Below are 22438 nucleotides of genomic sequence, written 5' to 3'. Positions count from 1 at the left end.
GGAGCCGACCATGACCGACGATACCCTGCTCGACTGGAAACCCGTCCCACCACCGCCCCGTGCCCAACTGCACGGCCGCTTCGTGCATCTGGAGCCGCTCGACGCCCAGTGCCACGGAGAAGATCTATGGCTAGCCCTGCAAGGCCCGGACAGTGACCCCGATTTGTGGGCTTACCTGCCCTACGGCCCGTTCGCCGAACGCAGTGCCTTCGACGCCTGGCTCGCGGGCAAGCAGGTGAGCGACGATCCCCTGTTTTTCACGGTGATCGAGGCCGCGTCGAAACGTGCAGTAGGGCTGCTCAGCTTCCTGCGTATCGCCCCAGCCGACGGCTGCATCGAGATCGGCCATATTGCCTTTGGCCGCGCCATGCAGCGCTCCCCCGCCTCCACCGAAGCGATCTGGCTGCTGATGAGCCTGGCCATGGACGAGCTCGGCAATCGCCGCCTGGAGTGGAAGTGCAATTCGCGCAATGCGCGGTCGATGCGTGCTGCCGAGCGCCTGGGCTTCACCCAGGAAGGCCTGTTCCGCCAGCATGCGGTGATCAAGGGCCAGAACCGCGATACCGCCTGGTTCTCGATCATCGATGGCGATTGGCCGCCGATTCGCGAGGCCTTTGTACGCTGGTTGGCCGCGGACAATTTCGATGAACTGGGGCAACAGCGTCGGCGCTTGGAAGAATTTCGTGAGTCTTGACTTGGGCGCGGCGTTGCCGCTATTTCGCGCGCATGGCGCGCTCCCACATGAATTCATTTGCTACATGTAGGATGGGTGAAACCCATCTAGCGTTGATGGGTTTCACCCATCCTACGAAGCTACAAGCTTCAGCCAATAGACCTTGCGCCATTCGCCCCCGCCACGTCGAGGAACGTGAACGATTACAACGGCGCACCCAGCCAGGCCGAGACCAACAGCAGCACGGCCATGATCTGGTTGAAACGGGTCATGGCGCGGGCCGACGTGAACAAGCGTGCGGCGCCGCGCCCCAGTAGCGCCCAGCAGCCCAGGCACGGCAGGGAGATGGCCAGGAAGATCGCTGCTAGTAACGCCACACGCAGCGCCTGGCCGGGCCCCGGCGTGGCGAACACGCTGACCACCGCCAGGGCCATCATCCAGGTCTTGGGGTTGACCAGCTGCAGCGCAGCACCGGCGAACAGCCCGAGGCGCTTCTCGTCCGCCGTCACCGCCGAGCCATCCAGCGCCGCCGCAGGGCTGCTGAAGATGCGCCAGGCCAGGTAGCTCAACCACAGCACACCGAACCAGGCCATCGCCCATTGCAGACGCGGGTGCTGTTGCAGCAATTCCCCCAGGCCAAGCCCCACCGCCACCACGATGGCCGCCGCGCCCACACAGGCGCCGATCACCAGCGGCAGGGTCTTGGCCACGCCATGGCGGGCGCTGCTGCCCAGCACCAGCACGTTGGTGGGCCCCGGGGTGATGGAGGCAACGAAGGCGAACAGCATGAAGGGCAACAACTGGGTCATGACGGGCTCCTGTACGATCCGAGCCCTGATTATCGACGCTGGCGCCTCAGCGGTCTGGAAGGTTTGAGCAGCGCCGTTGGTAGTTCGCCGGGGTGATGCCGTAGGCGCGACGGAACCAGCGGCCCAGGTGGCTCTGGTCGGCAAAGCCGAGAACCGCCGCCACCTGCACCGGCGGCTCGCCACGGGCCAGCAGGTGCCGCGCACGAGCCAGGCGCAGTTGCACCAGGTACGCATGGGGCGCGAGGCCAAAGGTAGCCTTGAAGGCGCGGCTCAGCCGAAAGCGGTCCACGCCGCAGGCGGCGGCCAGGTCATCCAGGCCGATATCGCGGGTGTGCTGGTCATGCAGGAAGTCCCGCGCACGCTGGGCCACCAGCGGCAGGCGCGGGTCGACCTCCAGGCGGCGGCGCCAATGCAGGCGCTCGGTGAGACGCGCCAGAAGATTATCGAGGGCGGACTGCCTGACCATGCGCAGATCCCGACCATGCAGGGCGCCGAACGCTTCGACCACCGCAGCGAGCAGGCGCGGGTCACTGGCCAGGGTGGCGCCAAAGGCTGGTAGACAGTCGGCCGGTGCCTGCTCGAACAGGCTGCGCAGTTCACGCTCCAACCACTGGGTATCCAGGTACAGCATCGAGTAGGTGAAGCCTTCCGGCTCCGGCGCGTGGCCGTCGTGCAACTCGCCAGGCTCGAGCATGAACACCTGGCCGGCCAGGCTGCTGTTCAACTGCTTGCGGCAATTGAACTGCTGCACGCCCTGCTCGGTGAAGCCGACCAGGTAGGCGTCGTGCCAGTGGGGATCGTAGGCATGGCCGCGAAAATGCGCGCGAATGGTCTCGATACCGGTTTCTGTGTCCTGGGCCAGGTCGACCCAACTCTGCGCCCTCATGCCTGCTCCAGCGCCACGGGATGTGAGCGGGTCATGCTAACCGACCTGCTGCTCCCATTCTGGAACTTTTGAGCAGCCGTTCATCGGGCCCGCGCCATGCAGCGCTGGTGGCGCGCATCCACGCGTTCAGCGAACCAGGCGGTGGTCAGGCGGCGGCTAATCTTCGGGCTTTCCAGCACGATGCCCGGCAACAACTCGCGCTGCACCCGCTTGCCCTCGGCCTCGTCGGCCAGGGCGAAAACCCGCTCGTACAGGCGGCTGTCCTCGAACTCCAGGCTGCTGCCCTGCTCCAGATCCCGGCGAATCGCCCGGTCACTGAGATTCAGCCGCTTGCCAAGGGAGCGCACTGCCAGCTCGGTGGCGCTGACCTTGCTGCTGCCGTGAATGATCAGGTCGCCATCCAGCGCCAGGGGAATGCCCGACGCACTGCTGACTGCATTCTGAAACGCCGCATTGCGGCTGGCGTACCAGCCGGCGTTGAAGTCGGCAAAACGGTACAGCGGTTTCGGGTAGTTGACCGGGTAGCCCAACAGATGAGCGATACCGAAGTACATGCCGCCACGACGGCTGAATACCTCGCGGCGGATCGAGCCGTCTGGCGGATAGGGATAGCTCTCGGCATGGGCCTGGGCAAAGGCAACACTCACCTGCATCGGCCCGCCGGTGTGCACCGGATTGAGCCCGCCGAACAGCTGGCGCCCCAGCGGCACCATGCCGGTGAAGTCATCGAAGATCTCGCTCAGCTGCCTTTCGGTGCGCACGCTGTCCAGGCGCTGCTGGTAGGTCTTGCCGGTCGGCGACTGGATGCGCAGCGCCGCGTTCACCAGCAGCCGGGGCACGTGCAGACTGGCTGCGCGTCGATCGATTTCCGCCCGGGCGACCTTGGCTAGCCCCGGCACCGGCGGGTCGGCGTTGAAGGTCGATTCCTGTTCGGTCACCGCCAGCACGGCGCAGATGTTCTCGGTGGTCGGCGCGATCTCCTGAGCGGCGAAGGCAGCGTAGATATCCGCGGCCCATCCTTCCCGATCCGGCGTGTTCATCGGCATCAGCCGCACGATCTGCGCGCGCACTTCGGCCGGTTTGGGCACCGGCTCACGTGGCTGGGACGCGCAACCAGCCAGCAACACGGCCAATAGCGCAGCAGATGAACGCAGGAAATGGGGCGTCACCGATGACTCCTCGCAATGGAAAGCTCGAAGCTCTGACAACGGCAACGCTGCGGTGTCCGCGATTATTTGCCGGGCATACCCGTCCGTAACGCCCTCTGGGCTGGGCAAAACAATCAGAACCCATTCACAAGCGAAGCGGTCTACCCCTCACGAAGGCCCGTAACGCCTGGCCTGCGGACGCGGAGCGAGTTGCGCTCCAGGATCGATATGAGCAAGGAGATCCACATGGTTACCCATTACAAGATCGACGGTCATCTCGCCTGCGGCACCCACGGCGAAAAGCTGGCCTCCAGCAAGGAACTCAACCAGGTGAAATGCCGCAACTGCCGCAACACCGAGGTGTACAAGCAGGCGCGCCGTGATGCCCGCAATGCCTCGCGACGCGCCGCCCGCAAGGCCAAGGTCGCACAGCCGCGTACCGACTGGCGCACTTCCTGGCAGCAGCACCTGACCGACCTGCCCGGCCGCAATCGCCTGCCGCGTGGCTTCGCCGCACAAGCTTACGTGTGACGGCTATAGGGGCCTGAACAAGTCCCGCGCTTGAAAGCAGAAAGGGTGGGCCGAGCAATCGGTCCACCTTTTCTCGTTTCATTGCGGCTTGATCACCAGAGTGCCAAGTGGCGGCAGATCCAGGCTCAGCGATTGGGGCTGGCCATGGCTGGCCAGTGCCTCGCTGAACAGCCCGCCCTGGCTGCCCGCATTGGAGCCGGCGTAACGCTCGGCATCGCTGTTGAGCAGCACATGCCAGGCGCCCTCTTTCGGCACGCCGATGCGGTAGCCGTTGCGCGGCTCGGGCGTGAAGTTGTGCACCACCAGCAGCGGCGCGCCGTCCTTGTCGTGGCGCAACCAGGCGAACACGCTGTTGCTGGCGTCGTCGCCGATCAGCCAGGCGAAGCCTTCGGCGCTGCCATCGAGCTGGTGCAGCGCCGGCTCGTGGCGGTACAGCCCGTTGAGATCGCTGACCAGTTGCTGCACGCCCTTGTGCTCGCCGTAGCGCAGCAGATACCAGTCCAGCTCGTGGTCGTGGTTCCACTCGCGCCACTGGCCGAACTCGCAGCCCATGAACAGCAGCTTCTTGCCCGGATGGCTCCACATGAAGCTCAGGTACAGGCGCAGGTTGGCGAACTTCTGCCAGCGATCGCCGGGCATCTTGTCGAGCAGCGAGCGCTTGCCGTGCACCACTTCGTCGTGGGAGATGGGCAGCACGAAATGTTCGGAGAAGGCGTACAGCAAGCCGAACGTCAGCTGATGGTGATGATGGCGACGGTGCAGCGGATCCTCGGCGGCATACTTGAGGCTATCGTGCATCCAACCCATGTTCCATTTGTAGGAGAAACCCAGGCCGCCTTCCTGGGTCGGTCGGCTGACGCCGGGCCAGGCGGTCGATTCCTCGGCGATCACCAAGGCACCGGGCACTTCCTGGGCGACCACGTCGTTGAGGTGGCGCAGGAAGTCGATGCTTTCCAGGTTCTCGCGCCCGCCGAAGCGGTTGGGGATCCACTCGCCGTCCTTGCGCGAATAGTCGCGGTAGAGCATCGAGGCCACGGCATCCACACGCAGGCCGTCGATGTGGTAGGTGCGCAGCCAGTGTAGCGCCGAAGCCAGCATGAAGCCGTGCACCTCGGTACGCCCCAGGTTGTAGATGTAGGTATCCCAATCCTGGTGGAAGCCTTCGAAGGGATGGGCGTACTCATACAGCGCGGTGCCGTCGAACTGGCCGAGGCCATGGGCGTCGGTGGGGAAATGCGCGGGCACCCAGTCGAGGATCACGCCGATGCCGGCCTGGTGGCAGGCGTCGACGAAGGCGGCGAAATCCGCCGGGCTGCCGTAACGGGCGGTCGGCGCGAATTGCGACAGCAGCTGGTACCCCCAGGAGCCGCCGAACGGGTGCTCCATGATCGGCATCAGCTCGATATGGGTGAAGCCCAACTGCTGCACGTAGGGAATCAGCTGTTCGCTCAGCTCGCGCCAGCTCAGCAGGCGGCCATTCTCGCCGCCCTCGCGGCGCCAAGAGCCGGCGTGCAATTCATAGATCGACATCGGCGCCTGGTAGCCCTGTCGGGCCTGGCGCTGCTCGAGCCAATGCGCGTCGTGCCAGTCGAACTGCAGCGGCGCGGAAACCACCGAACCAGTGGCCGGCGGCAACTCGCTGGCCAGCGCCATGGGGTCGGCCTTGAGCGGCAGCAGGCCGTCACGACCGAGAATCTCGTATTTGTAGACTTCGCCCGGCGCCAGGCGTGGGATGAACAGTTCCCACACGCCGCTGGGCTGGCGCAGGCGCATCGGATGTCGGCGGCCATCCCAGCCGTTGAAGTGGCCGACCACCGACACCCGCCGGGCGTTGGGCGCCCACACCGAAAAGCGCACGCCCTGCACGCCTTCGTGGGTGGTGAACTGGGCGCCCAGGCTCTTGCCCAGTTCGCGGTGATTGCCCTCGGCGAACAGGTACAGATCCATCTCGCCGAGCAGTTGACCGAAGGCGTAAGGGTCTTCGGTTTCCTGTACGCCGGTGCCCCATTGGATGCGATAGCGATACGGCACCTGCTGCTCGATGCGAATGCTGAACAGCCCCGGCACGCTGGACTGTTCCAGGGTGCCGAGCACCTCGCCACTCACCGCGTGGATCAGCTCGACACCAAGGGCGCCGGGCAGGTATGCGCGAATGGTCAGCCCGTGGGCGAACGCGTGGGGGCCCAGAATCGAAAACGGATCGCCATGCTCGCCCCGTATCAGGGCCTCGACGGCGGCGCGCTCGATACCCGCCACCTGGCGCTCGGTTTCTCCATTGCTCATCGTTTACCGCTCCCCAAGAGATAGTTGCTCAGCTCTATCAACCCTTGCACCGGAACTTCCAGCCAATCAGGACGATAGCGCGCTTCATACAGAATTTCGTAAGCCGCCTTCTCGATGCAGAACAGCGCCAGGGCTGCCACTTCACCTTCGCGGTCGTGCCAGGCGTGGGGCAGATCGGATGCCGCCAGCCGGTAGGCTTCATTGAATGCGGTTCTGGCCTGGCTGCGATACAGCCCGGCGATATGCTGGCGGGCCTGCTCGGCCTCGGCCGTGGCGTCGGCGCTCTGTGCGCTGCGCATGGCCATGGCGGCCGCATAGTCGAAGGAGCGCAACATGCCGGCGACATCCTTGAGCGGGCTGTAGAAAGCGCGGCGCTCTTCCAGAGTGCGGGTCGGTTCACCTTCGAAATCGATCAGGTAGGCGTCGCCCTGCACCACCAGCACCTGGCCCAGGTGCAGGTCGCCATGCACGCGCATGCGGATGCCACCCGCCGAACGCCGCGCCAGGTCTTCGACCCGTTCGAGAATCTGCTCATGGCGGGCGGCCAGCCAGTCTGCCTGGTTGGCGGCTTCACCCGGCAAGTGCCCGCGCCCCTTGGCGATTACCTTCAGCGCCTCACGTACTTGCGCGGTGATGTTCTGCGACCACTCGGCCACTTCGGCGTCGCCGGTCTCGTGGTAGCCGAAGTCCGGGTTGTCGCTGGCCTGGCCGAGGGCGACATGCATCTCACCCAGGCGCTTGCCCAACAGGCCGGCGAAGGTTTCCAGCTCGGCCAGGGCGCCATGCCGGTTCTGCGTTTCGACATGCCCGCCGGCCAGTTCTTCGCGAACCGCGCGCTCCAGATGGTTCAGCGTCCACTGCCAGGCATCGCCCTGATTGTGCAGATAACCCTGCAGGATCATCAGCGTGTGGGGCACGCCCTGCTCGTCCACGCGGCGCACTTCGCCCAACAGCGGTGCGATATGCTCGAAGCCGGCCGCCGTCAGGTAGCCGCCGATCTCCGCCTCCGGGTGGATGCCCGGCAGCACCCGACGTACCAGCTTGAGCACGGCTTGCTCATCGATGATCGCCGAGCTGTTGGACTGCTCCGCGGAGATCAGCTTGACCTTGGCATTGCTCAGGTCGCCCAGCTCCTGCAGGCGCGCGGTGGGCACGAACTGGATCTCGCTGCCCTGCCAGCCCAGCACGCTGCGCTCGCCCAATTGGCCCATCACATGGCGCACGAAACCCGGCAGCGTATAGCCGTCGGTGAGCAGCCCCAGCTGACTACCGCGACGCAGCCGGGCCAGGGCCAGTTGTTGCGGCAGGCCGCTGCCGGCATCCTGCTCGCCTACGTAGCCGAGCGGCACCTGATAGTGCTCGATACTGCCGCACTGGCGCACCACCTCCACCTCACTGAGCACATAAGGTTGATCCGCGCTGCCGAACGGGACGGCATACAGCAGCTTCACCTGCCTGACGTCCTCGGCCCCGCAGGAGAACCAGCGGCGCTTGGGCAGGTAGGCCGGCAGCGACTGCTGCTCCAGGATCGCGCGAGCCGGCAGTTGCAGCAGCTCGCCGAGTTGGTCGCTGATCACCAGGGTGGTCAGCTCCGGCATGGGGTCGACCGATGTTGAATACGAGCTGGTCATTTGCGCCTCCTCGGCGAGCACAAGCCAGTAGATGCCAGAGGACGACCGAGTGCACAAGCCATCGAGTGGCCCGGTCCGCAGCGGTCATCGGTAAAGGTGCAGCACCAAGCTCGGCGCGCCATTGACCGGCTCCTCAGCTCGCCACGCGGATGCGCCAGATGCCGAACGGCTGATGCCAGGGCTCGATGCGCATCCACTGCGTCTTGCCGTGCCAGTGCCAGGTGTGGCCGGTCATCAGGTCTTCACCGTGGGTAGTAGCGTGGTCATCCAGGCCCAGCTCCCACAGCGGCAACTCGAAGTGCGCCTCCTGGGCGTTGTGCGGGTCTAGGCTGACGGCCACCAGGATAAAGTTCTCGCGATCGGCGGTGCGCTTGCCGAAATACAGGATGTTGTCGTTCCAGCAGGTGTAAGCCTGAAACCCCAGGTGGGTCTGCAACGCAGGGTTCTGCCGGCGGATGCGATTGAGCTGGGCGATTTCGGCGACGATGTTGCCCGGCGCCTGGTAGTCGCGCACACGAATTTCGTATTTCTCCGAATCCAGGTATTCCTCTTTGCCCGGCACCGGCAGGGATTCGCAGATCTCGAAGCCCGAATACATGCCCCACAGCCCCGAGCCCATGGTCGCCAGCGCGGCGCGGATCAGAAAGCCGGCACGGCCGCTGTGGTGCAGGAAGTACGGGTTGATGTCCGGCGTGTTGACGAAGAAGTTGGGGCGATAGCAATCGCGCCAGGGTGCTTCGTTGAGCTGGGTCAGATAGCTTTCCAGCTCGGCCTTGGTGTTGCGCCAGGTGAAATAGGTGTAGCTCTGGGTAAAGCCCACCTTGCCCAGACGCGCCATCATCGCCGGGCGGGTGAAGGCTTCGGCGAGGAACATCACCTGCGGATGGGTCTTGCGGATATCGGCGATCAGCCATTCCCAGAACGGCAGCGGCTTGGTGTGCGGGTTGTCGACCCGGAACTGGTACACGCCCAGCTCCACCCAGCCGCGCACCACATCGCGCAGCGCCAGCCACAGGTCGGGCACCGCATCCCTGGCGTAGAAGTCGACGTTGACGATGTCCTCGTATTTCTTCGGCGGGTTTTCCGCATGACGGATGGTGCCGTCCGGGCGCCAGCTGAACCAGCCGGGGTGCTGCTTGAGCCATGGGTGATCGGGCGAGCACTGGATGGCGAAATCCAGGGCGATTTCCAGGTCATGCTCGCGCGCCGCTTCGACCAGCGCGACGAAGTCCTCGCGGGTGCCGAGCTGCGGGTGAATGGCCTCGTGGCCGCCGTCCGGACTGCCGATGGCGTAGGGGCTGCCGGGATCGTCCGGACCCGCGCTCAGCGAGTTGTTGCGGCCCTTGCGATGGGTAGTGCCAATGGGATGAATCGGCGGGAAATACAGCACGTCGAACCCCATCGCCTGGATGGCCGGCAAGCGCTTGATCACGTCACGCAAAGTGCCATGGCGCTCGGGGTCGTCGGTTTCCGAACGGGGAAACAGCTCGTACCAGCTGGCAAAGCGCGCCAGCGGGCGTTCCACGTCGAGCAGATAGGTAGCGCTGCGGGTGCGATGCGGATGGCCTTCGGCGCGGCGCACCAGGGCAACGGTTTCGGGCGCCAGCAGCAGCGCTACGCGCTCGTCCAGGCTCTGCAATTCCTGCAACTCGTCGCACAGCGCCTGCAGGCTGGTGGCCAGATCGCCCTCGGCCCTGTCAGCGGCCTCGCGCAGCAAGGCCTGGCCTTCCTGCAGTTCGAGGTTGATGGTCACCCCGGCGCCGAATTTCTTCGACAGTTCGTAGCAGTAACTGGCGTAGATGTCCCACCAGGCCTCGATAAGGAACTCCACCTCGCCGACCCGCTGCGGAGCGATCTCGGCCTGCCAGCGCTCGAGGCCGACATCCACCAGCGGTTCGTGGTGCCAGTCCGACGCGCCCACGTCGCGCCACAGCACCTCACCGGCCAGCTTGTCGTGGCCATCGGCGAAGATCAGCGCGCTGACCGTGACCCGATCCCCGGCGATGGCCTTGGCAGCGAAGCGCCCCTGTTCGACCTGCGGCTCGACCTCCTCGATGGCCAGGCGCGGCAACTGCAACGCACGCTCCAGCGACAATTCGCTGTGATTCAAACGGACCGGTTCCTGCAGAAAGTCGGCTTGCGAATAAGCAGATGGCATCGAAACGGGCTCCTCACGCCTGGCAGGCGTATAAGCTGTTGCGCCGTGGCGCGCCACGGGCTGCAGGCGACAGTGCCTGGCTGAATGCGGTGTACCGTCGGCACCCGTCGTCCTTCTCTGGCGAAAGGGTTCCCGGGTGCCGCGACCTGTCTATCTCCGAACCTGGCGGCTTTGGCAAAGTTCATAGTTTCCGAGGCGAGGCAGCTGTATCTCAGAACCTGCACACGACCGTTAAGGCGGCATTGAATAAGGTTCTAAAAAGCAGAAGCGGTCGTTCACTCGTGGGAGAGGCTTTAGCCTCGAGCTCTTTATTTGCCTTTATAAAAAACTCGCGGCTAAAGCCGCTCCTACAAGATCGCGATGGGTCAATCCACCACTTTGCAATCAAAGCGCTGAAGTCGAGCCCCAAGATCGTAAAAAGGATCTCAGGGCGCCTCGGCACCGAGCTTCCTCCACATGGCCTTGGTGATGCGTTGGCGAGTGGCATAACCGGTCCAAGGATCCTCATCGAGCTTGGCCAACCGCTGTTGCAGGTTGCCGATATGCCACTGTTTCGAGTCGCGCAACTGCCCCAGTTCTTCGCGGCTGATCGGCACCGATACCGGCAGGCCGGGCCGCGCGCGCACCGAATAGGCAGCCACGGTGCTGGCGCCGCGGCCGTTGCGCAGATAATCCAGGTAAACCTTGCCGACGCGATTCTTGGGGCCCATACGAGCGCTGAAGCGATCCGGCAACTCGCTGGCCATGAACTGCGAAATCGCCTTGCCGAAGGCCTTCAGCGTGTCCCAGTCGACATGCCGGGCCAACGGCACCACGAGATGCATGCCAGCACCGCCGCTGGTTTTCACGAAGGTTTCCAGACCCAGTTCGTCGAGCACCGAGAGGCTCAGGCGCGTGGCCTCCAGCACGGTGCGCCAGGGCAGCGCCGGGTCCGGGTCGAGGTCGAGGATCAGCCGGTCCGGCCGCTCGATGCTGGCGTAGGCAGCATTCCAGGTATGCAATTCGATGGTGCCCATCTGCACGGCGCCGACCAGGGCCGGTACGCTGTCGATGGCCATCAGCCGGTCGTGACCGGGGTCGAGGTCGGCATCCAGATGACGGATATTGGGAATCGCCAAGCGCTCGGCATGCTTCTGGAAGAACTGCTCGCCGCCGACGCCGCCCGGCGCGCGTAACAGCGAGACCGGCCGGTTGCGTAAATCGGGCAGCAGCCAGTCGGCAATCTCGGCGTAGAAGCGTGCGAGCTGCGCCTTGCTGGTGCCGCTCTGCTCGTCGATGACACGCTCTGGATGACTGACCGACACCTCGCCGATCTGCTCACGCCCCTTGCGCGGCGAAACCTTGCCGGGCTCTTCGTTTCCTGACGCGCCCTCTTCCACGACCTTGGCTGACGCCGGCTGTTCCTCGACGATCTGCTCGACCGGCTTGTCGCTGCGCTCGCCGACGAAGGCGCCCTGGCGCACCAGGCCCTCGCCGGTCCAGCCGGCGAAGGCCACCTCGACCACCAGTTGCGGCTCGATCCACTGCACGCCACGGCGCTGGGCCGCGCCTGGCTGCTTGTGCAGCGGCGAGTCATCCCGCGCCAGCGCTTTCATGCGTTTGTGCAGATTGGCGAGCAGCGCCTCGTTGAAGCCGGTGCCGACCCGCCCAGCGTAGCGCAGGCCCTTCGCCTCGTTGACCGCCAGCAGCAGCGCACCGAAACCCGAGCGGCTGCCCTGGGGCTTGGTGAAACCGACCACCACGAACTCCTGGCGCTGCCGGCACTTGAGCTTGATCCAGTCGGCGCTGCGCGAGGATCGATAGGGGCTGCCGGCACGCTTGCCGATCACCCCTTCCAGACCCAGGGCACAGGCGCTACCCAGCACGCTCTGATGATCGACCTCGAAGGCCTCGGAGAAGCGCAGCGGGCCTTTGCGTTTAGGCAGCTTCTGCTGCAACGCTTCGCGGCGTTGCTCGACCGGCAATTCGCGCTGGTCGACGCCATCGAGCCAGGGCGCGTCGAACAGGAAATACAGGATGTCGCCGCTGCGCGCGTCATCGAAGGCGTTCTGCAGGGCCTGGAAATCCGGCATGCCCTGTTTGTCGAGCACCACCGCCTCGCCGTCCAGCCAGCTGTCGCCAAGCCTCAGTTTCTCCAGCGCCTTGGCCTGGGGCGCCATGCGCGCCGTCCAGTCGTGGCCGTTGCGGCTGAACAGCGTCACTTCGCCGCCTTTGACGCGGGCCATAATCCGGTAACCGTCGTACTTGATCTCGTAGAGCCAGTCGCCGGCCGGCGGCGACTCAACCAGGGTGGCCAGCTCGGGCGACAGGCTATCCGGCATGGCAATCTTGGCGGCTTTCTTGCGGCTCGCCTTGGCCGGTGCCTTGCTGCGCGATTGGCTCTCGCGCGCCTGGTTGGCGGCGGGCTTTTCCATGCCACCCACCAGCTCGCCGCTGATCACGCTGGCCGGCAGCTCGCTGACGATGTCGTACTCGTCGGCGGGCCGGGCCACGTCATCCTGCTCCTTGATCAACAGCCACTGCTGCTTGTCGCCGCTGCCTTTCAGGCGGGTGCGCACCAGGGTCCAGGCACCACTGAGCTTCTCGCCGATCAGGGTGAACTTGAGCTTGCCGGCCTCATACGCCGCGACGGGATCGCCCTCGGGCTGCCAGATACCCTGATCCCAGACGATCACATCGCCTGCGCCATAGTTGCCCTCGGCAATGCTGCCCTCGAAGCTGGCGTAAGCCAGCGGATGATCCTCGACATGCACAGCCAGGCGCTTCTGCTTAGGGTCCAGGCTCGGCCCCTTGGGCACGGCCCAGCTTTTCAGGGTGCCTTCCAGCTCCAGGCGAAAGTCGTAGTGCAGGTTTCGGGCATCGTGCTTCTGCACCACGAACGTCAATGCACCCGCCTTGGCCCGGCTGCGCCGCGCAGGTTCGCGGGGCTCGCTGGTGGAGTCGAAATTGCGCTTGCGGTTGTATGCACTGGTTGCCTTGGCCATGGCCGCTTACCTCACTTGGCCGAGCGTTTGCGCGCCGGTTTGCTGGAATTGCCCTCGAGGCTGCGCTTGAGCAGATCGGTAAGGTCGATGACGTCGGCGCTCTTGCTCGGCGGCTTGCGCTCACCACTTTCCACGTCTTCGATCTTGCCGGCTTTGGCCTTCTTCTCGACCAGTTTCATGATCTTGTCGCGGAAGGTGTCCTGATACTCATCGGGCGACCACTCGACGCTCATGTCACGCACCAGGCGCTTGGCCATATCGCGCTCGCCCTTGCTGAGCTTGGCGCCGGTCACCGCCGCACTCAGCTCCAGGGTATCCAGGCCACGCACTTCATCGGGCCAGCGCAGCATTACCAGCAGCAGCGCATCGCCGTCGACCATCACCGCCGCCAGGTGCTGCTTGACGTGCAGTACCACGTTGGCGAGCGCCACCTTGCTGGAGCTCTTGAGGGTCTGCTGCAGCAGCGCATAGACCTTTTCGCCGCGCTTGTCCGGCGCCAGGTAATAGGGGCGCTCGATGTTCTGCAGGGGAATGTTCTCGGCATCGAGAAAACCGAAGATGTCGATGGTCTGGGTGGACTCGGGGTGAGCAGCGCGAATCTCGTCTTCGCTGATGATCACGTAGCGGCCCTTTTCCACCTGCACGCCCTTGGCGATGTGCTCCTTGTCGACTTCCTTGCCGGTGGCCTTGTTGACCCGCTTGTAGCCAACCGGCTCCATGCTGCGCGCATCCAGCCAGTCGAAGTCGATGCCCTTGGATTCGGTGGCCGAAACCAGCGACACGGGAATGTGAACCAGCCCGAAACTGATCGCCCCTTTCCAGATTGCACGCGCCATGTGGCGATCTCCCGTAATGTTGGCCTTTACGGGTGACTGGCCGGTAAAAACAAAAGTTTCAGTGATCCGCCGGAGGGCCCGGCGGCAACGGCGCGGGCTCGCGCCGGGAGGGAATGGGGCTATAGCGCGACGCCGTCGCGGTAGATCACGTCGCCGTCGATGGTGATGTCGCGGATCTGGCGCAGCATGTTGTCGGCGGCGGTTTCCGCCTCGCTCTCGCACACCGAGCCCAGTGCTGGCACCCAGAGCAACTGCACGGCAGCGCCGGCGCATTTGGGTTGGTACTCGATCAGGCCAACGTAGTGTTGGCCGTCCTTCATGGCGTCCGTCCAGGCAATGCATCCCTTGAAATTACGGAACATACCCAGCTCCCATCTTCACGAGGTACTCCATAAGAGCGCTGCCAGCTCGCAGACGTTCCCGTCATCTACGCGCGCGCTTCTCCAGCCAGGCGATCAGGTGCGGCACGGTGTTGAAGATGAACAGAGCCATCAGCGTGGCCAGCACCGCCGTGGCCTCGCGCCCCATGCCGATGGTGATGCCGATGGCCGCGGTCAGCCAGATGCCGGCGGCGGTGGTGAGGCCCTTCACCTCGGTCATCGAGTCGCCCTTGATGATGGTGCCGGCGCACAGGAAGCCGATACCGGCGACCAGGCCCTGGATGACCCGACTCATGGCATCGTGCTCGGCGCCCATCTGCGCCGGCACCAGCACGAACATCGCCGAGCCGATGGCCACCAGCATATGGGTGCGCACGCCGGCCGCCTTGCCGCTGGTTTCTCGCTCGAAGCCCAGCAAGCCGCCTAGCAGCGCCGCCAGCAGCAGCCGCAGGGTGACCTGGGTGAACTGCTCGGGGGTACTCAGATCGGAAAATTCGCTGGCCAGCGTGGCCAGTACCGCGTCCCAGAAACTCAAGTCTGTTGCTCCAGCCTGCTCGCTCAGGAAGTCCAGCGCTGCGCTCGCCCGCGCCTGTGCAATCGACCCGTGCCTCGACCAGAGGTTTGCCTTTTTTGCCAGCTTACCGCTGGGCGAAAAACCTGAACGCCATGCAACGCTGGCTTCTCTATTGTCCTGACAGGCGAGCACGCCGCCTCGCGTCCGAGGCGCACGACGAAAGGAGGTTCGGATGTCCAGAAATCACTACTTTCTCGTCAGCTACCGGCTTGGCAAGCAGAAGAAATCCACGGAAGTGCAGGCTGCAGCCTCGGTGCTAACGCCCGAACAGGCCCGTTACCACATCGAATCGCTGCACAGCAGCGAGCTGCCCAGCGAGATCACCGATATCGAAGTGAAGCCGATGGGTGATGCGGCCGACCAGGAACCCGGCCAGCAGCGACAGACTTGAGCACGATCATGAGCAACCTTGGCCCCATCGAGAAAATCGCCCTCTACGGCGCACCGGATCGCGTCAACGACGCGTTGCAGGACGTCGCGCTGGAGCGCGGTCTGCAGGTCGTGGTGATCGTCGATGACCCGACCGATATCGCTGCACGCCCAGGTCTGGCGGCCAAAAGCGGCACGCCGTTCGACGCTGACAGCGTGGCGCGAAGCGTGGCCGGCACGGATGCGGTGATCATGGTGCTGAACAGCCGTTCGCTGCATATCGGGGGGTTCGAACGCACCTACGACGCCATCATCGCCTTGCTCGAAGGGCTGCCGACGGCGCGGGTCGAACGCCTGATGCTGATCGGTGAGCACGGTTGGCTGGATCGCGATGACGGGCTACCGACCGAGAAACTCGAACACCTGCAACACAGCCTGCATAAATCGCCACTGGCGTGGACGCTCGTCGATGCCCCCGTTAAAGAGCCAAATGCATTCATGACGCTGCAACAATACGCCTGCAGCGTGATAGACCAATGCCTGCAGGGGACGAGCGTCAAACAGCGTTTGCACGTCGACTCTCGCCCGCAGGCCGAGGAGGCCCCATGAGTCCTGAAAGCTATATTCTGTTGATGATTTCCGGTTGGTTACTGGTATCGGCGGCCATGTTGTGGGGCATGTTGCGCCTGCTCAACCGTTACCAGCTTGAAGCCCAGTTGGCCGAAGAATTCCCGCCCCTGCCCGCCTCACCCAGCGATCCGGTATGGCGTCGCCAGCATGCACCGCGTCGCGCGAAATTGCGCGCCCGGGCCCAGCGTACCTGTCAGCAGCATGCCCATGTGCTGATGAGCTAGAATCAGTTGACGATTTTTAGGCAACGTTAAAGAGGCAGCTATAAGACAGGAGTGGCCGCTACCGATCCACGGTGAGCGCGCATAGGGGTGCGTAGTCCATGCGCGCCAAAAATCGCGGGCATGGCCCGCTCCCACAAATAATCAGCAGTGCTCCAATCAGCAGAGAGCCCCTGCACCATAAGGCGCAGGGGCTTTTCACATCAGGCTGGAATCGCCTTGGTCAGCGGCTCGCGGGCCCACACGCGGTGCTTGGCGATGGCCGCGGTGAATGGCTCAACCAACCCGCTGCCCGCCTTCCCGGTGAGCAGCCCTTCGTCTTCCTTGAGTCTCAGCAGCTTGAGCAGGTCCGCCGATTCGCCGCACAGGCCGATGGCCTTGAGGTGCTTGTAGGCTTCGAGCAGGTAATGCAGCGCCACGCCATCGCCCTCCAGGGCCTTGGCGAAGCTCGCGCCGCCCGGCACCCATACCGCATCGAAGGCCACCGAAGGCAGGCCCTGCATGGAGTCGTTGGGCACCAGCTGCTTGCCGGCATCGCTCTTCACCGGCGCGGCGCTCGGCGCCAGCAGCTTGAACTGCGCGCCCTCCTTGTCCAGTTCGGCGGTAAGGGCATCAATATCGGCCTGCTTGACGCCGTCGCCGATCAGGATCGCCACCTTGCGCGACTTGATGTTGCCCGGCAGCAGGTTCATCTGGCTGAGGGCCGGCGACGCCTTGAGGGAGATTTCCGGCACTTGCACGGTCGGCCCGCTCGGCGCGTCGACACCGACGTTGGCTGCTACCTGCTTGGCCAGATCCAGGTCGATGTTGGCGAGAATCTCGTGCACCTGGCGCTCACGGATGTACAGGCGCTCGACCTTGCCGAGTTCGAAGCTGTAAGCCGCGACGATGTGCGCTTTTTCGGCGTCGCTCATGCTGTTGAAGAACAGCCGCGCCTGGGAGAAGTGGTCGCCGAACGACTCGGCGCGCTTGCGGATCTTCGGCCCGGACACTTCCTCGGGATAGCTGACGTAGCCGCCGCCCTTCGGGGCTTCGGGAGTTTCCTTCGGCCAGCCGCCATCGATGGAATTCGGCTCGTAGGAAGCGCGGCCCTTGTTGATGGTCTGGCGGTGGAAGGAGTCGCGGTTGTTGTTGTGGAACGGGCAGACCGGACGGTTGATCGGAATCTCGTTGAAGTTGGGGCCACCCAGGCGCAGCAGCTGGGTGTCGGTGTAGGAGAACAGCCGGCCCTGCAGCAGCGGGTCGTTGGTGAAGTCGATACCGGGCACGATGTTGGCCATCTGAAAAGCCACCTGCTCGGTCTCTGCAAAGAAGTTGTCCGGGTTGCGGTTCAGCACCATTTTGCCGACCACGCGCACCGGCACCTGCTCTTCGGGCACCAGCTTGGTGGCATCGAGCAGGTCGAAGTCGAACTTGTGCTCGTCCTCCTCGGGAATCACCTGCAGGCCCAGTTCCCACTCCAGCGGGTCGCCGTTTTCGATGTCGTCCCACAGGGTACGACGATGGAAATCCGGATCCTTGCCGGCGAGCTTCTGCGCCTCGTCCCAGACCAGGGAGAACACGCCGGCCACCGGGCGCCAGTGGAATTTCACGAAATGCGCGCGGCCTTCGGCGTTGACCAGTCGATAGGTGTGCACGCCAAAGCCCTGCATGCCGCGAAAGCCCACCGGAATGGCGCGGTCGGACATGGTCCAGAGCACCATGTGGGCCGACTCAGGGGTCAGCGACACGAAGTCCCAGAAGGTGTCGTGGGCGGATGCGCCGGTGGGGATCTCGTTATGGGGCTCGGGCTTCACCGCATGCACGAAGTCGGGAAACTTGATGGCGTCCTGGATGAAGAACACCGGCATGTTATTGCCGATCAGGTCGAAGTTGCCTTCGTCGGTATAGAACTTGGTGGCGAAACCGCGCACGTCGCGCACGGTATCGGCCGAGCCGCGCGGCCCCTGCACGGTGGAGAAGCGCACGAACACCGGGGTCTTCTTGCTCGGGTCGGTAAGAAAGTCCGCCTTGGTCAGCTCGCTCAGGTCTTCGTAGACTTGGAAGTAACCGTGGGCCGCTGCGCCGCGGGCATGCACCACGCGCTCGGGAATACGCTCGTGGTCGAAGTGGGTGAGCTTCTCGCGCAGAAACACGTCTTCGAGCAGCGACGGACCGCGCTCGCCAGCGCGCAGGCTGTTCTGGTTGTCGGCGATGCGCGTGCCGTGGTCGTTGGTCAGGGCCTGGCCGGTGGCGTCTTCACGGAAACGTTCGAGTTGCTCGATCTTCTTGTTGCTGTTGCCGCGATCGACGGTATCGGTTCCCGCCAACTCGCTGGTACGGCCCTTGTCTTTGGATTCCATCAGTCATCTCTCCTCACATGGGTATCGCCCGCCGGATCGATCGATCGGGGGCAACAGCGTCCTCCGCGCTCAGGCAGGCGCGTTATGGACGTATGGACGCCTCAGGAATGTGAGGCCATGTGAGTAGGGACGTTCGAGTTATTTAGCGAGGCGATGCCCTGCAACAGGACGGACGGCACCAACGCCTGGCCTGAGCATGAAAAAGCCCGGCATGTGCGAGGCATGCCGGGCTTCTCATTGTTGCGCAGCGATCAGTTGTCGATGCCGGACACGTTCCAGATTTCCTTGGCGTACTCGCGAATAGTGCGATCCGAGGAGAACCAGCCGGTGCGCGCGGTGTTGAGCACCGCCGCCTGCCACCAGCGATCCGGCGTGCGCCAGAGGATGTCGACCTTGCGCTGCGCTTCCCAGTAGGCCTGGAAGTCGGCGCAGACCAGAAAACGGTCATGGGCCAGCAGACCGTCGATCAGCCCGGTGTAGCGGCCCGGATCGTCCGGCGAGAACACCCCGGAGCGGATCGCCTCCAAGGCCCCCGCCAGCCGCTCGGAAGCCGCCACCTCAGCGCTCATGTTCAGGTCACGCCGCGAACGGGCCGCGACCTGCTGGGCGGTCATGCCGAAGATGAACATGTTCTCACGGCCGATCTGCTCGGACATCTCCACGTTGGCGCCATCCAGGGTGCCGATGGTCAGCGCGCCGTTGAGGGCGAACTTCATGTTGCTGGTACCCGACGCCTCCAGGCCGGCCGTGGAAATCTGCTCGGAGAGATCCGCTGCCGGGATGATCACCTCGGCCAGGCTGACGTTGTAGTTGGGGATGAACACCACCTTGAGCAGCCCGCGCAGGGTCGGGTCGGCGTTGACGGTGCGGCTGATGTCGTTGGCCAGCTTGATGATCAGCTTGGCCTGGTGATAGCTGGCCGCGGCCTTGCCGGCGAAGATCTTGACCCGCGGTGCCCAGTCGGTGGCCGGGTCGTTGCGCATCGCCTGGTACAGCGCCACGGTGTGCAGCAGGTTGAGCAGTTGGCGCTTGTATTCGTGGATACGCTTGACCTGCACGTCGAAGATCGCCTGGGTGTCCAGGCTGATGCCCATGCGTTCGCGCACCAGTTCCGCCAGGGCCTTCTTGGCGTGCTGGCGCTGGGCGGCGAACTGCTTGCGGAACGACGATTTGGCGGCGAACGGTTCGAGCGAACGCAAGGTGGTTTCCGGCGTGTCGAGCACGCCCTCGCCCAGCGCGCCGACCAGCAGCTCGGTCAGCTGCGGGTTGGCCTGGAACAACCAGCGGCGGAAGGTCACGCCGTTGGTCTTGTTGTTGATGCGCTCCGGGTACAGACGATGGAAGTCGCTGAACACGCTCTTGCGCATCAGGTTGGTGTGCAGCGCCGACACGCCGTTGATGCTATGCGAACCCAGGAATGCCAGGTTGCCCATGCGCACGCGGCGGCCATGATCCTCGTCGATCAGCGAGATGGAGCGCAGCAGGTCGAAATCGTGGATGTCCTTCGCGCGCAGCGAATCGATGTGGTACGCATTGATCAGGTAGATGATCTGCATGTGCCGCGGCAGCAGGCGCTCCATCAGCGATACCGGCCAGGACTCCAGCGCCTCGGGCAGCAGGGTGTGGTTGGTATAAGACAGGGTCGCGGTAGTCAGCTTCCAGGCCTCGAACCACTCCAGGCGGTACACGTCGACCAGCAGGCGCATCAGCTCGGCCACGGCGATGGCCGGGTGAGTATCGTTGAGCTGGATGGCGACGCGGTCGGGCAGCGAATGAATGTCGAGGTTCAGCTCCAGGTGCCGGGCGATCAGGTCCTGCAGCGAGGCGGACACGAAGAAGAACTCCTGGCGCAGGCGCAACTCCTGGCCGGCTTCGGTGCTGTCGGCCGGATAGAGCACGCGGGAGATACTCTCGGCCTTGACCACGTCGGCCACCGCGCCGAAGTGATCGCCGGCGTTGAAGCGCTCCAGCTGCAGATCTTCCTCGGCACGGGCCCGCCACAGGCGCAGGGTGTTGACGCTGGAATGGCGCCAGCCGACCACCGGGGTGTCGTAGGCAATGGCGCGCACCTGCTCGTTGGGATGCCACTCGTGGCGCGAGATATCGCCGGAGTCGGCCAGGTTCACCACGCTGCCGCCAAAGCCGACGCTGTAGCTGACTTCCGGGCGCTCGAACTCCCAGGGGTTGCCGAAATCGAGCCAGGTTTCGGTGTGCTCCTGCTGCCAGCCGTCGACCACCACCTGCCGGAACAGGCCGTGCTCATAGCGAATGCCATAACCGTGGGCGGCGATATTCAGGGTCGCCATGCTTTCCATGAAGCAGGCGGCCAGGCGGCCCAGACCACCGTTGCCGAGGGCAGCATCGGGCTCCAGATTGCGAATCTGCTCGAAGTCCACGTCCAGCTGCGCCAGCGCTTCGCGGGCGGTATCCAGCAGGCCGAGGTTGCTGAGGTTGTCGACCAGCAGGCGACCGATCAGGAACTCCAGCGAGAGGTAGTAGACGCGCTTCTGCTCCTGACGATCGACCTGCAGGGAAGCATCTTCCCAGTGGTCGATCAGATGGTCGCGAGCGGCCAGGGCGACCGCTTCGAACCAGTCGTGGGCGAAGGCGTTACCTGGATCCTTGCCCACCGAATACCTGAGCTTGGCCAGGATCAGTTGTTTGAAAGTATCGACGGTGTCTGTTGCTTTCACTGTTTCCTCGGCCATGCGGGTTCGCTCCCTGAATCAGTTGTAGACGTGGCCGTTATGACCCTCTTCGGCGCCGCGGCTGGCGGCGAACAACATGGAGTCGGCGGTCGGCGCGTTCTTCAGACCTTCATAGGTGATGCCGCCGGCGCGGGCCTGCAGAAAGGCCTTCTTGGCTTCCCAGAGCGAATCTTCGCGGATGCCGTCGAGCAGATCATGGCCGGTCAGGGTCAGGCCGTTGGCGATGGAGACCGGCGCGCCGTTCCACGGATGGTGCTGGGAGCACTCGATCAGGTTGGCCTGGCAGATCAGATGAATATGGTAGCTGACCGATTCGGCAGTGTGCTCGCCGACCTGCTGCGGGTAAAAGTGGTGTCCGGTTTCCAGTGCTTCGATCTGCAGCAGCAGTTCACGGATCAGTTCCCAATCACGTTTCATCAAGGATCTCCTCAAATAAGGTTCAGCGGCTGGCGGGCGCATGCCAGAGCGCACCCGGCCCAAAAGCACTTAGCAATGAGTCCGGTACCCAGAGGAGAGTTCCATTGCTCTGCCCAAATGCCGACGACCACTCATCCAGCGCCCTGAACCCGACGCTATGCCGGCCTGCCACACAGGTATGACCCCGCTTTGGAGGAGACCGAGATGCCACGTGGAAGCAAAGACAAGTACACCGAGGCCCAGAAGCGCAAGGCAGCGGCCATCGAATCCAGTTACGAGGAGCGCGGCATTCCCGAAGATGAAGCCCGCGCCCGGGCCTGGGCGACCGTCAACAAGCAGTCCGGCGGCGGCGAGCGCGCAGGCGGCTCGGGGCGCCAGACCAGCGCAGGGAAGAAGGCCAGCGCCCGCCAGGATTCCGCCCGTCAAGCAGCCGCTAGCCGACGCGGCGAGGTGCATCCCAACCGCCCCCTGGACGAACAGAACAAGCAGGAACTGCTGCATCTGGCCCGCGCCCGACAGATCAGCGGTCGCTCGACCATGCGCAAAGCCGAACTGCTCAGCGCCCTGAAGAAAGCCTTTTGATAGGAGCCCCCATGCCTGCACATGACAACAAACGCAGCGCGACCAACCTGGCGCCCATGGAACGGGTGATCTCCATCGCCGGCGGCGCACTGTTGATTCGCAAGGGGCTTGCCATCGGCGGCCTGTTCGGGCTGACCGACATCGCGGCTGGCGCGCTGGGCATCTTTCGCGGAGTGACCGGCATCTGCCCGGCCAAACGGCGTATGGCGGCGCGTGGCAAGGCCGCAACGCTGAAACGCCTGCCGCCGCCGCAGCGCCTGTTGGAACAGTAATCGA

At 64.4% G+C, this 22438-nt stretch carries 20 protein-coding genes; 7 read left to right on the top strand and 13 right to left on the bottom strand.

What is annotated here, in order from left to right; all coding sequences use genetic code 11:
- The first annotated feature begins 10 nt into the window (after positions 1-10).
- Entirely contained in the window at positions 11-694 is a 684-nt protein-coding gene (locus FB481_RS11160) for a GNAT family N-acetyltransferase (RefSeq protein ID WP_147176385.1), read from the top strand.
- Between the two features lie 182 nt (positions 695-876).
- On the opposite strand, the gene FB481_RS11155 is transcribed toward FB481_RS11160, so the two are convergent.
- The 3 genes from FB481_RS11155 to FB481_RS11145 all read right to left on the bottom strand — a co-directional run bounded on the left by FB481_RS11155 (position 877) and on the right by FB481_RS11145 (position 3537).
- Entirely contained in the window at positions 877-1482 is a 606-nt protein-coding gene (locus FB481_RS11155) for a LysE family translocator (RefSeq protein WP_147176384.1), read from the bottom strand.
- A 46-nt stretch (positions 1483-1528) separates the two neighbouring features.
- Positions 1529-2368 (bottom strand): AraC family transcriptional regulator, encoded by an 840-nt coding sequence (locus FB481_RS11150; protein WP_147176383.1) that lies wholly within the window; start codon positions 2366-2368, stop codon positions 1529-1531.
- An 80-nt stretch (positions 2369-2448) separates the two neighbouring features.
- Positions 2449-3537 carry a DUF1615 domain-containing protein gene (locus FB481_RS11145; protein WP_147176382.1) on the bottom strand — a complete coding sequence of 363 codons (1089 nt, stop codon included), beginning with the start codon at positions 3535-3537 and terminating at the stop codon, positions 2449-2451.
- 225 nt (positions 3538-3762) lie between these two features.
- On the opposite strand from FB481_RS11145, the gene FB481_RS11140 reads away from it, so the two are divergent.
- Entirely contained in the window at positions 3763-4047 is a 285-nt protein-coding gene (locus FB481_RS11140) for a hypothetical protein (protein WP_093502500.1), read from the top strand.
- A 78-nt stretch (positions 4048-4125) separates the two neighbouring features.
- On the opposite strand, the gene glgB is transcribed toward FB481_RS11140, so the two are convergent.
- From glgB to FB481_RS11105, 7 genes are all read right to left on the bottom strand, one after another.
- Positions 4126-6330 carry a 1,4-alpha-glucan branching protein GlgB gene (gene glgB, locus FB481_RS11135; RefSeq protein WP_147176381.1) on the bottom strand — a complete coding sequence of 735 codons (2205 nt, stop codon included), beginning with the start codon at positions 6328-6330 and terminating at the stop codon, positions 4126-4128.
- Complete coding sequence (locus FB481_RS11130; protein WP_147176380.1) at positions 6327-7961, bottom strand: putative maltokinase; 1635 nt, start codon at positions 7959-7961, stop codon at positions 6327-6329. The genes glgB and FB481_RS11130 overlap by 4 nt, the downstream gene beginning before the upstream one ends.
- Before the next feature lie 133 nt (positions 7962-8094).
- Positions 8095-10119 carry an alpha-1,4-glucan--maltose-1-phosphate maltosyltransferase gene (locus FB481_RS11125; protein ID WP_256662734.1) on the bottom strand — a complete coding sequence of 675 codons (2025 nt, stop codon included), beginning with the start codon at positions 10117-10119 and terminating at the stop codon, positions 8095-8097.
- Between the two features lie 425 nt (positions 10120-10544).
- Positions 10545-13103 (bottom strand): DNA ligase D, encoded by a 2559-nt coding sequence (gene ligD / locus FB481_RS11120; RefSeq protein WP_147176379.1) that lies wholly within the window; start codon positions 13101-13103, stop codon positions 10545-10547.
- A gap of 11 nt (positions 13104-13114) precedes the next feature.
- Positions 13115-13939, bottom strand: coding sequence for a Ku protein (locus FB481_RS11115; protein WP_147176378.1), 825 nt, complete (start codon positions 13937-13939; stop codon positions 13115-13117).
- A gap of 119 nt (positions 13940-14058) precedes the next feature.
- Positions 14059-14301, bottom strand: coding sequence for a hypothetical protein (locus FB481_RS11110; protein ID WP_013791909.1), 243 nt, complete (start codon positions 14299-14301; stop codon positions 14059-14061).
- Between the two features lie 61 nt (positions 14302-14362).
- Positions 14363-14854: an MgtC/SapB family protein gene (locus FB481_RS11105; protein ID WP_147176377.1), complete on the bottom strand. Its 492-nt coding sequence runs from the start codon at positions 14852-14854 to the stop codon at positions 14363-14365.
- A gap of 211 nt (positions 14855-15065) precedes the next feature.
- On the opposite strand from FB481_RS11105, the gene FB481_RS11100 reads away from it, so the two are divergent.
- Genes FB481_RS11100 through FB481_RS11090 form a run of 3 tightly spaced genes read left to right on the top strand, consistent with a single transcriptional unit; the run spans position 15066 to position 16116 of the window.
- A complete protein-coding gene (locus FB481_RS11100) occupies positions 15066-15284 on the top strand; it encodes a hypothetical protein (protein WP_093501623.1) in 219 nt (72 codons plus the stop codon).
- Positions 15285-15292: 8 nt separating this feature from the next.
- Positions 15293-15871: an NAD(P)H-binding protein gene (locus FB481_RS11095; protein WP_093501625.1), complete on the top strand. Its 579-nt coding sequence runs from the start codon at positions 15293-15295 to the stop codon at positions 15869-15871.
- Entirely contained in the window at positions 15868-16116 is a 249-nt protein-coding gene (locus FB481_RS11090; RefSeq protein ID WP_147176376.1) for a hypothetical protein, read from the top strand. The genes FB481_RS11095 and FB481_RS11090 overlap by 4 nt, the downstream gene beginning before the upstream one ends.
- Positions 16117-16316: 200 nt before the next feature.
- Here the strand turns inward: FB481_RS11090 and katE are convergent, their stop codons facing one another.
- From katE to FB481_RS11075, 3 genes are all read right to left on the bottom strand, one after another.
- Complete coding sequence (gene katE, locus FB481_RS11085) at positions 16317-18455, bottom strand: catalase HPII (protein WP_147176375.1); 2139 nt, start codon at positions 18453-18455, stop codon at positions 16317-16319.
- Between the two features lie 251 nt (positions 18456-18706).
- Complete coding sequence (locus FB481_RS11080) at positions 18707-21163, bottom strand: glycogen/starch/alpha-glucan phosphorylase (protein WP_147176374.1); 2457 nt, start codon at positions 21161-21163, stop codon at positions 18707-18709.
- An 18-nt stretch (positions 21164-21181) separates the two neighbouring features.
- Positions 21182-21580, bottom strand: a complete 399-nt coding sequence (locus FB481_RS11075; protein ID WP_178109867.1) for a DUF2513 domain-containing protein — start codon at positions 21578-21580, stop codon at positions 21182-21184.
- Between the two features lie 204 nt (positions 21581-21784).
- On the opposite strand from FB481_RS11075, the gene FB481_RS11070 reads away from it, so the two are divergent.
- Entirely contained in the window at positions 21785-22162 is a 378-nt protein-coding gene (locus FB481_RS11070; protein ID WP_147176372.1) for a termination factor Rho, read from the top strand.
- A gap of 11 nt (positions 22163-22173) precedes the next feature.
- Positions 22174-22434: a DUF2892 domain-containing protein gene (locus FB481_RS11065; RefSeq protein ID WP_147176371.1), complete on the top strand. Its 261-nt coding sequence runs from the start codon at positions 22174-22176 to the stop codon at positions 22432-22434.
- Positions 22435-22438 lie beyond the last annotated feature (4 nt).

Source organism: Pseudomonas sp. AG1028, from assembly GCF_007993955.1.
GTDB lineage: Bacteria > Pseudomonadota > Gammaproteobacteria > Pseudomonadales > Pseudomonadaceae > Aquipseudomonas > Aquipseudomonas straminea.
The sequence above is the reverse complement of the archived record's forward strand: the minus strand, read 5'-3'. Positions and strand labels throughout refer to the sequence as shown.

Excerpts from the sequence above, each read along its gene's own strand:
- FB481_RS11110 (WP_013791909.1), bottom strand. The coding sequence starts at position 14,301 with ATGTTCCGTAATTTCAAGGGATGCATTGCCTGGACGGACGCCATGAAG.
- FB481_RS11160 (WP_147176385.1), top strand. The coding sequence starts at position 11 with ATGACCGACGATACCCTGCTCGACTGGAAACCCGTCCCACCACCGCCC.
- FB481_RS11150 (WP_147176383.1), bottom strand. The coding sequence starts at position 2,368 with ATGAGGGCGCAGAGTTGGGTCGACCTGGCCCAGGACACAGAAACCGGT.
- FB481_RS11090 (WP_147176376.1), top strand. The coding sequence starts at position 15,868 with ATGAGTCCTGAAAGCTATATTCTGTTGATGATTTCCGGTTGGTTACTG.
- FB481_RS11115 (WP_147176378.1), bottom strand. The coding sequence starts at position 13,939 with ATGGCGCGTGCAATCTGGAAAGGGGCGATCAGTTTCGGGCTGGTTCAC.
- FB481_RS11095 (WP_093501625.1), top strand. The coding sequence starts at position 15,293 with ATGAGCAACCTTGGCCCCATCGAGAAAATCGCCCTCTACGGCGCACCG.
- FB481_RS11075 (WP_178109867.1), bottom strand. The coding sequence starts at position 21,580 with ATGAAACGTGATTGGGAACTGATCCGTGAACTGCTGCTGCAGATCGAA.
- FB481_RS11080 (WP_147176374.1), bottom strand. The coding sequence starts at position 21,163 with ATGGCCGAGGAAACAGTGAAAGCAACAGACACCGTCGATACTTTCAAA.
- FB481_RS11155 (WP_147176384.1), bottom strand. The coding sequence starts at position 1,482 with ATGACCCAGTTGTTGCCCTTCATGCTGTTCGCCTTCGTTGCCTCCATC.
- FB481_RS11125 (WP_256662734.1), bottom strand. The coding sequence starts at position 10,119 with ATGCCATCTGCTTATTCGCAAGCCGACTTTCTGCAGGAACCGGTCCGT.
- FB481_RS11130 (WP_147176380.1), bottom strand. The coding sequence starts at position 7,961 with ATGACCAGCTCGTATTCAACATCGGTCGACCCCATGCCGGAGCTGACC.
- FB481_RS11140 (WP_093502500.1), top strand. The coding sequence starts at position 3,763 with ATGGTTACCCATTACAAGATCGACGGTCATCTCGCCTGCGGCACCCAC.
- glgB (WP_147176381.1), bottom strand. The coding sequence starts at position 6,330 with ATGAGCAATGGAGAAACCGAGCGCCAGGTGGCGGGTATCGAGCGCGCC.
- ligD (WP_147176379.1), bottom strand. The coding sequence starts at position 13,103 with ATGGCCAAGGCAACCAGTGCATACAACCGCAAGCGCAATTTCGACTCC.
- FB481_RS11070 (WP_147176372.1), top strand. The coding sequence starts at position 21,785 with ATGCCACGTGGAAGCAAAGACAAGTACACCGAGGCCCAGAAGCGCAAG.
- FB481_RS11100 (WP_093501623.1), top strand. The coding sequence starts at position 15,066 with ATGTCCAGAAATCACTACTTTCTCGTCAGCTACCGGCTTGGCAAGCAG.
- katE (WP_147176375.1), bottom strand. The coding sequence starts at position 18,455 with ATGGAATCCAAAGACAAGGGCCGTACCAGCGAGTTGGCGGGAACCGAT.
- FB481_RS11065 (WP_147176371.1), top strand. The coding sequence starts at position 22,174 with ATGCCTGCACATGACAACAAACGCAGCGCGACCAACCTGGCGCCCATG.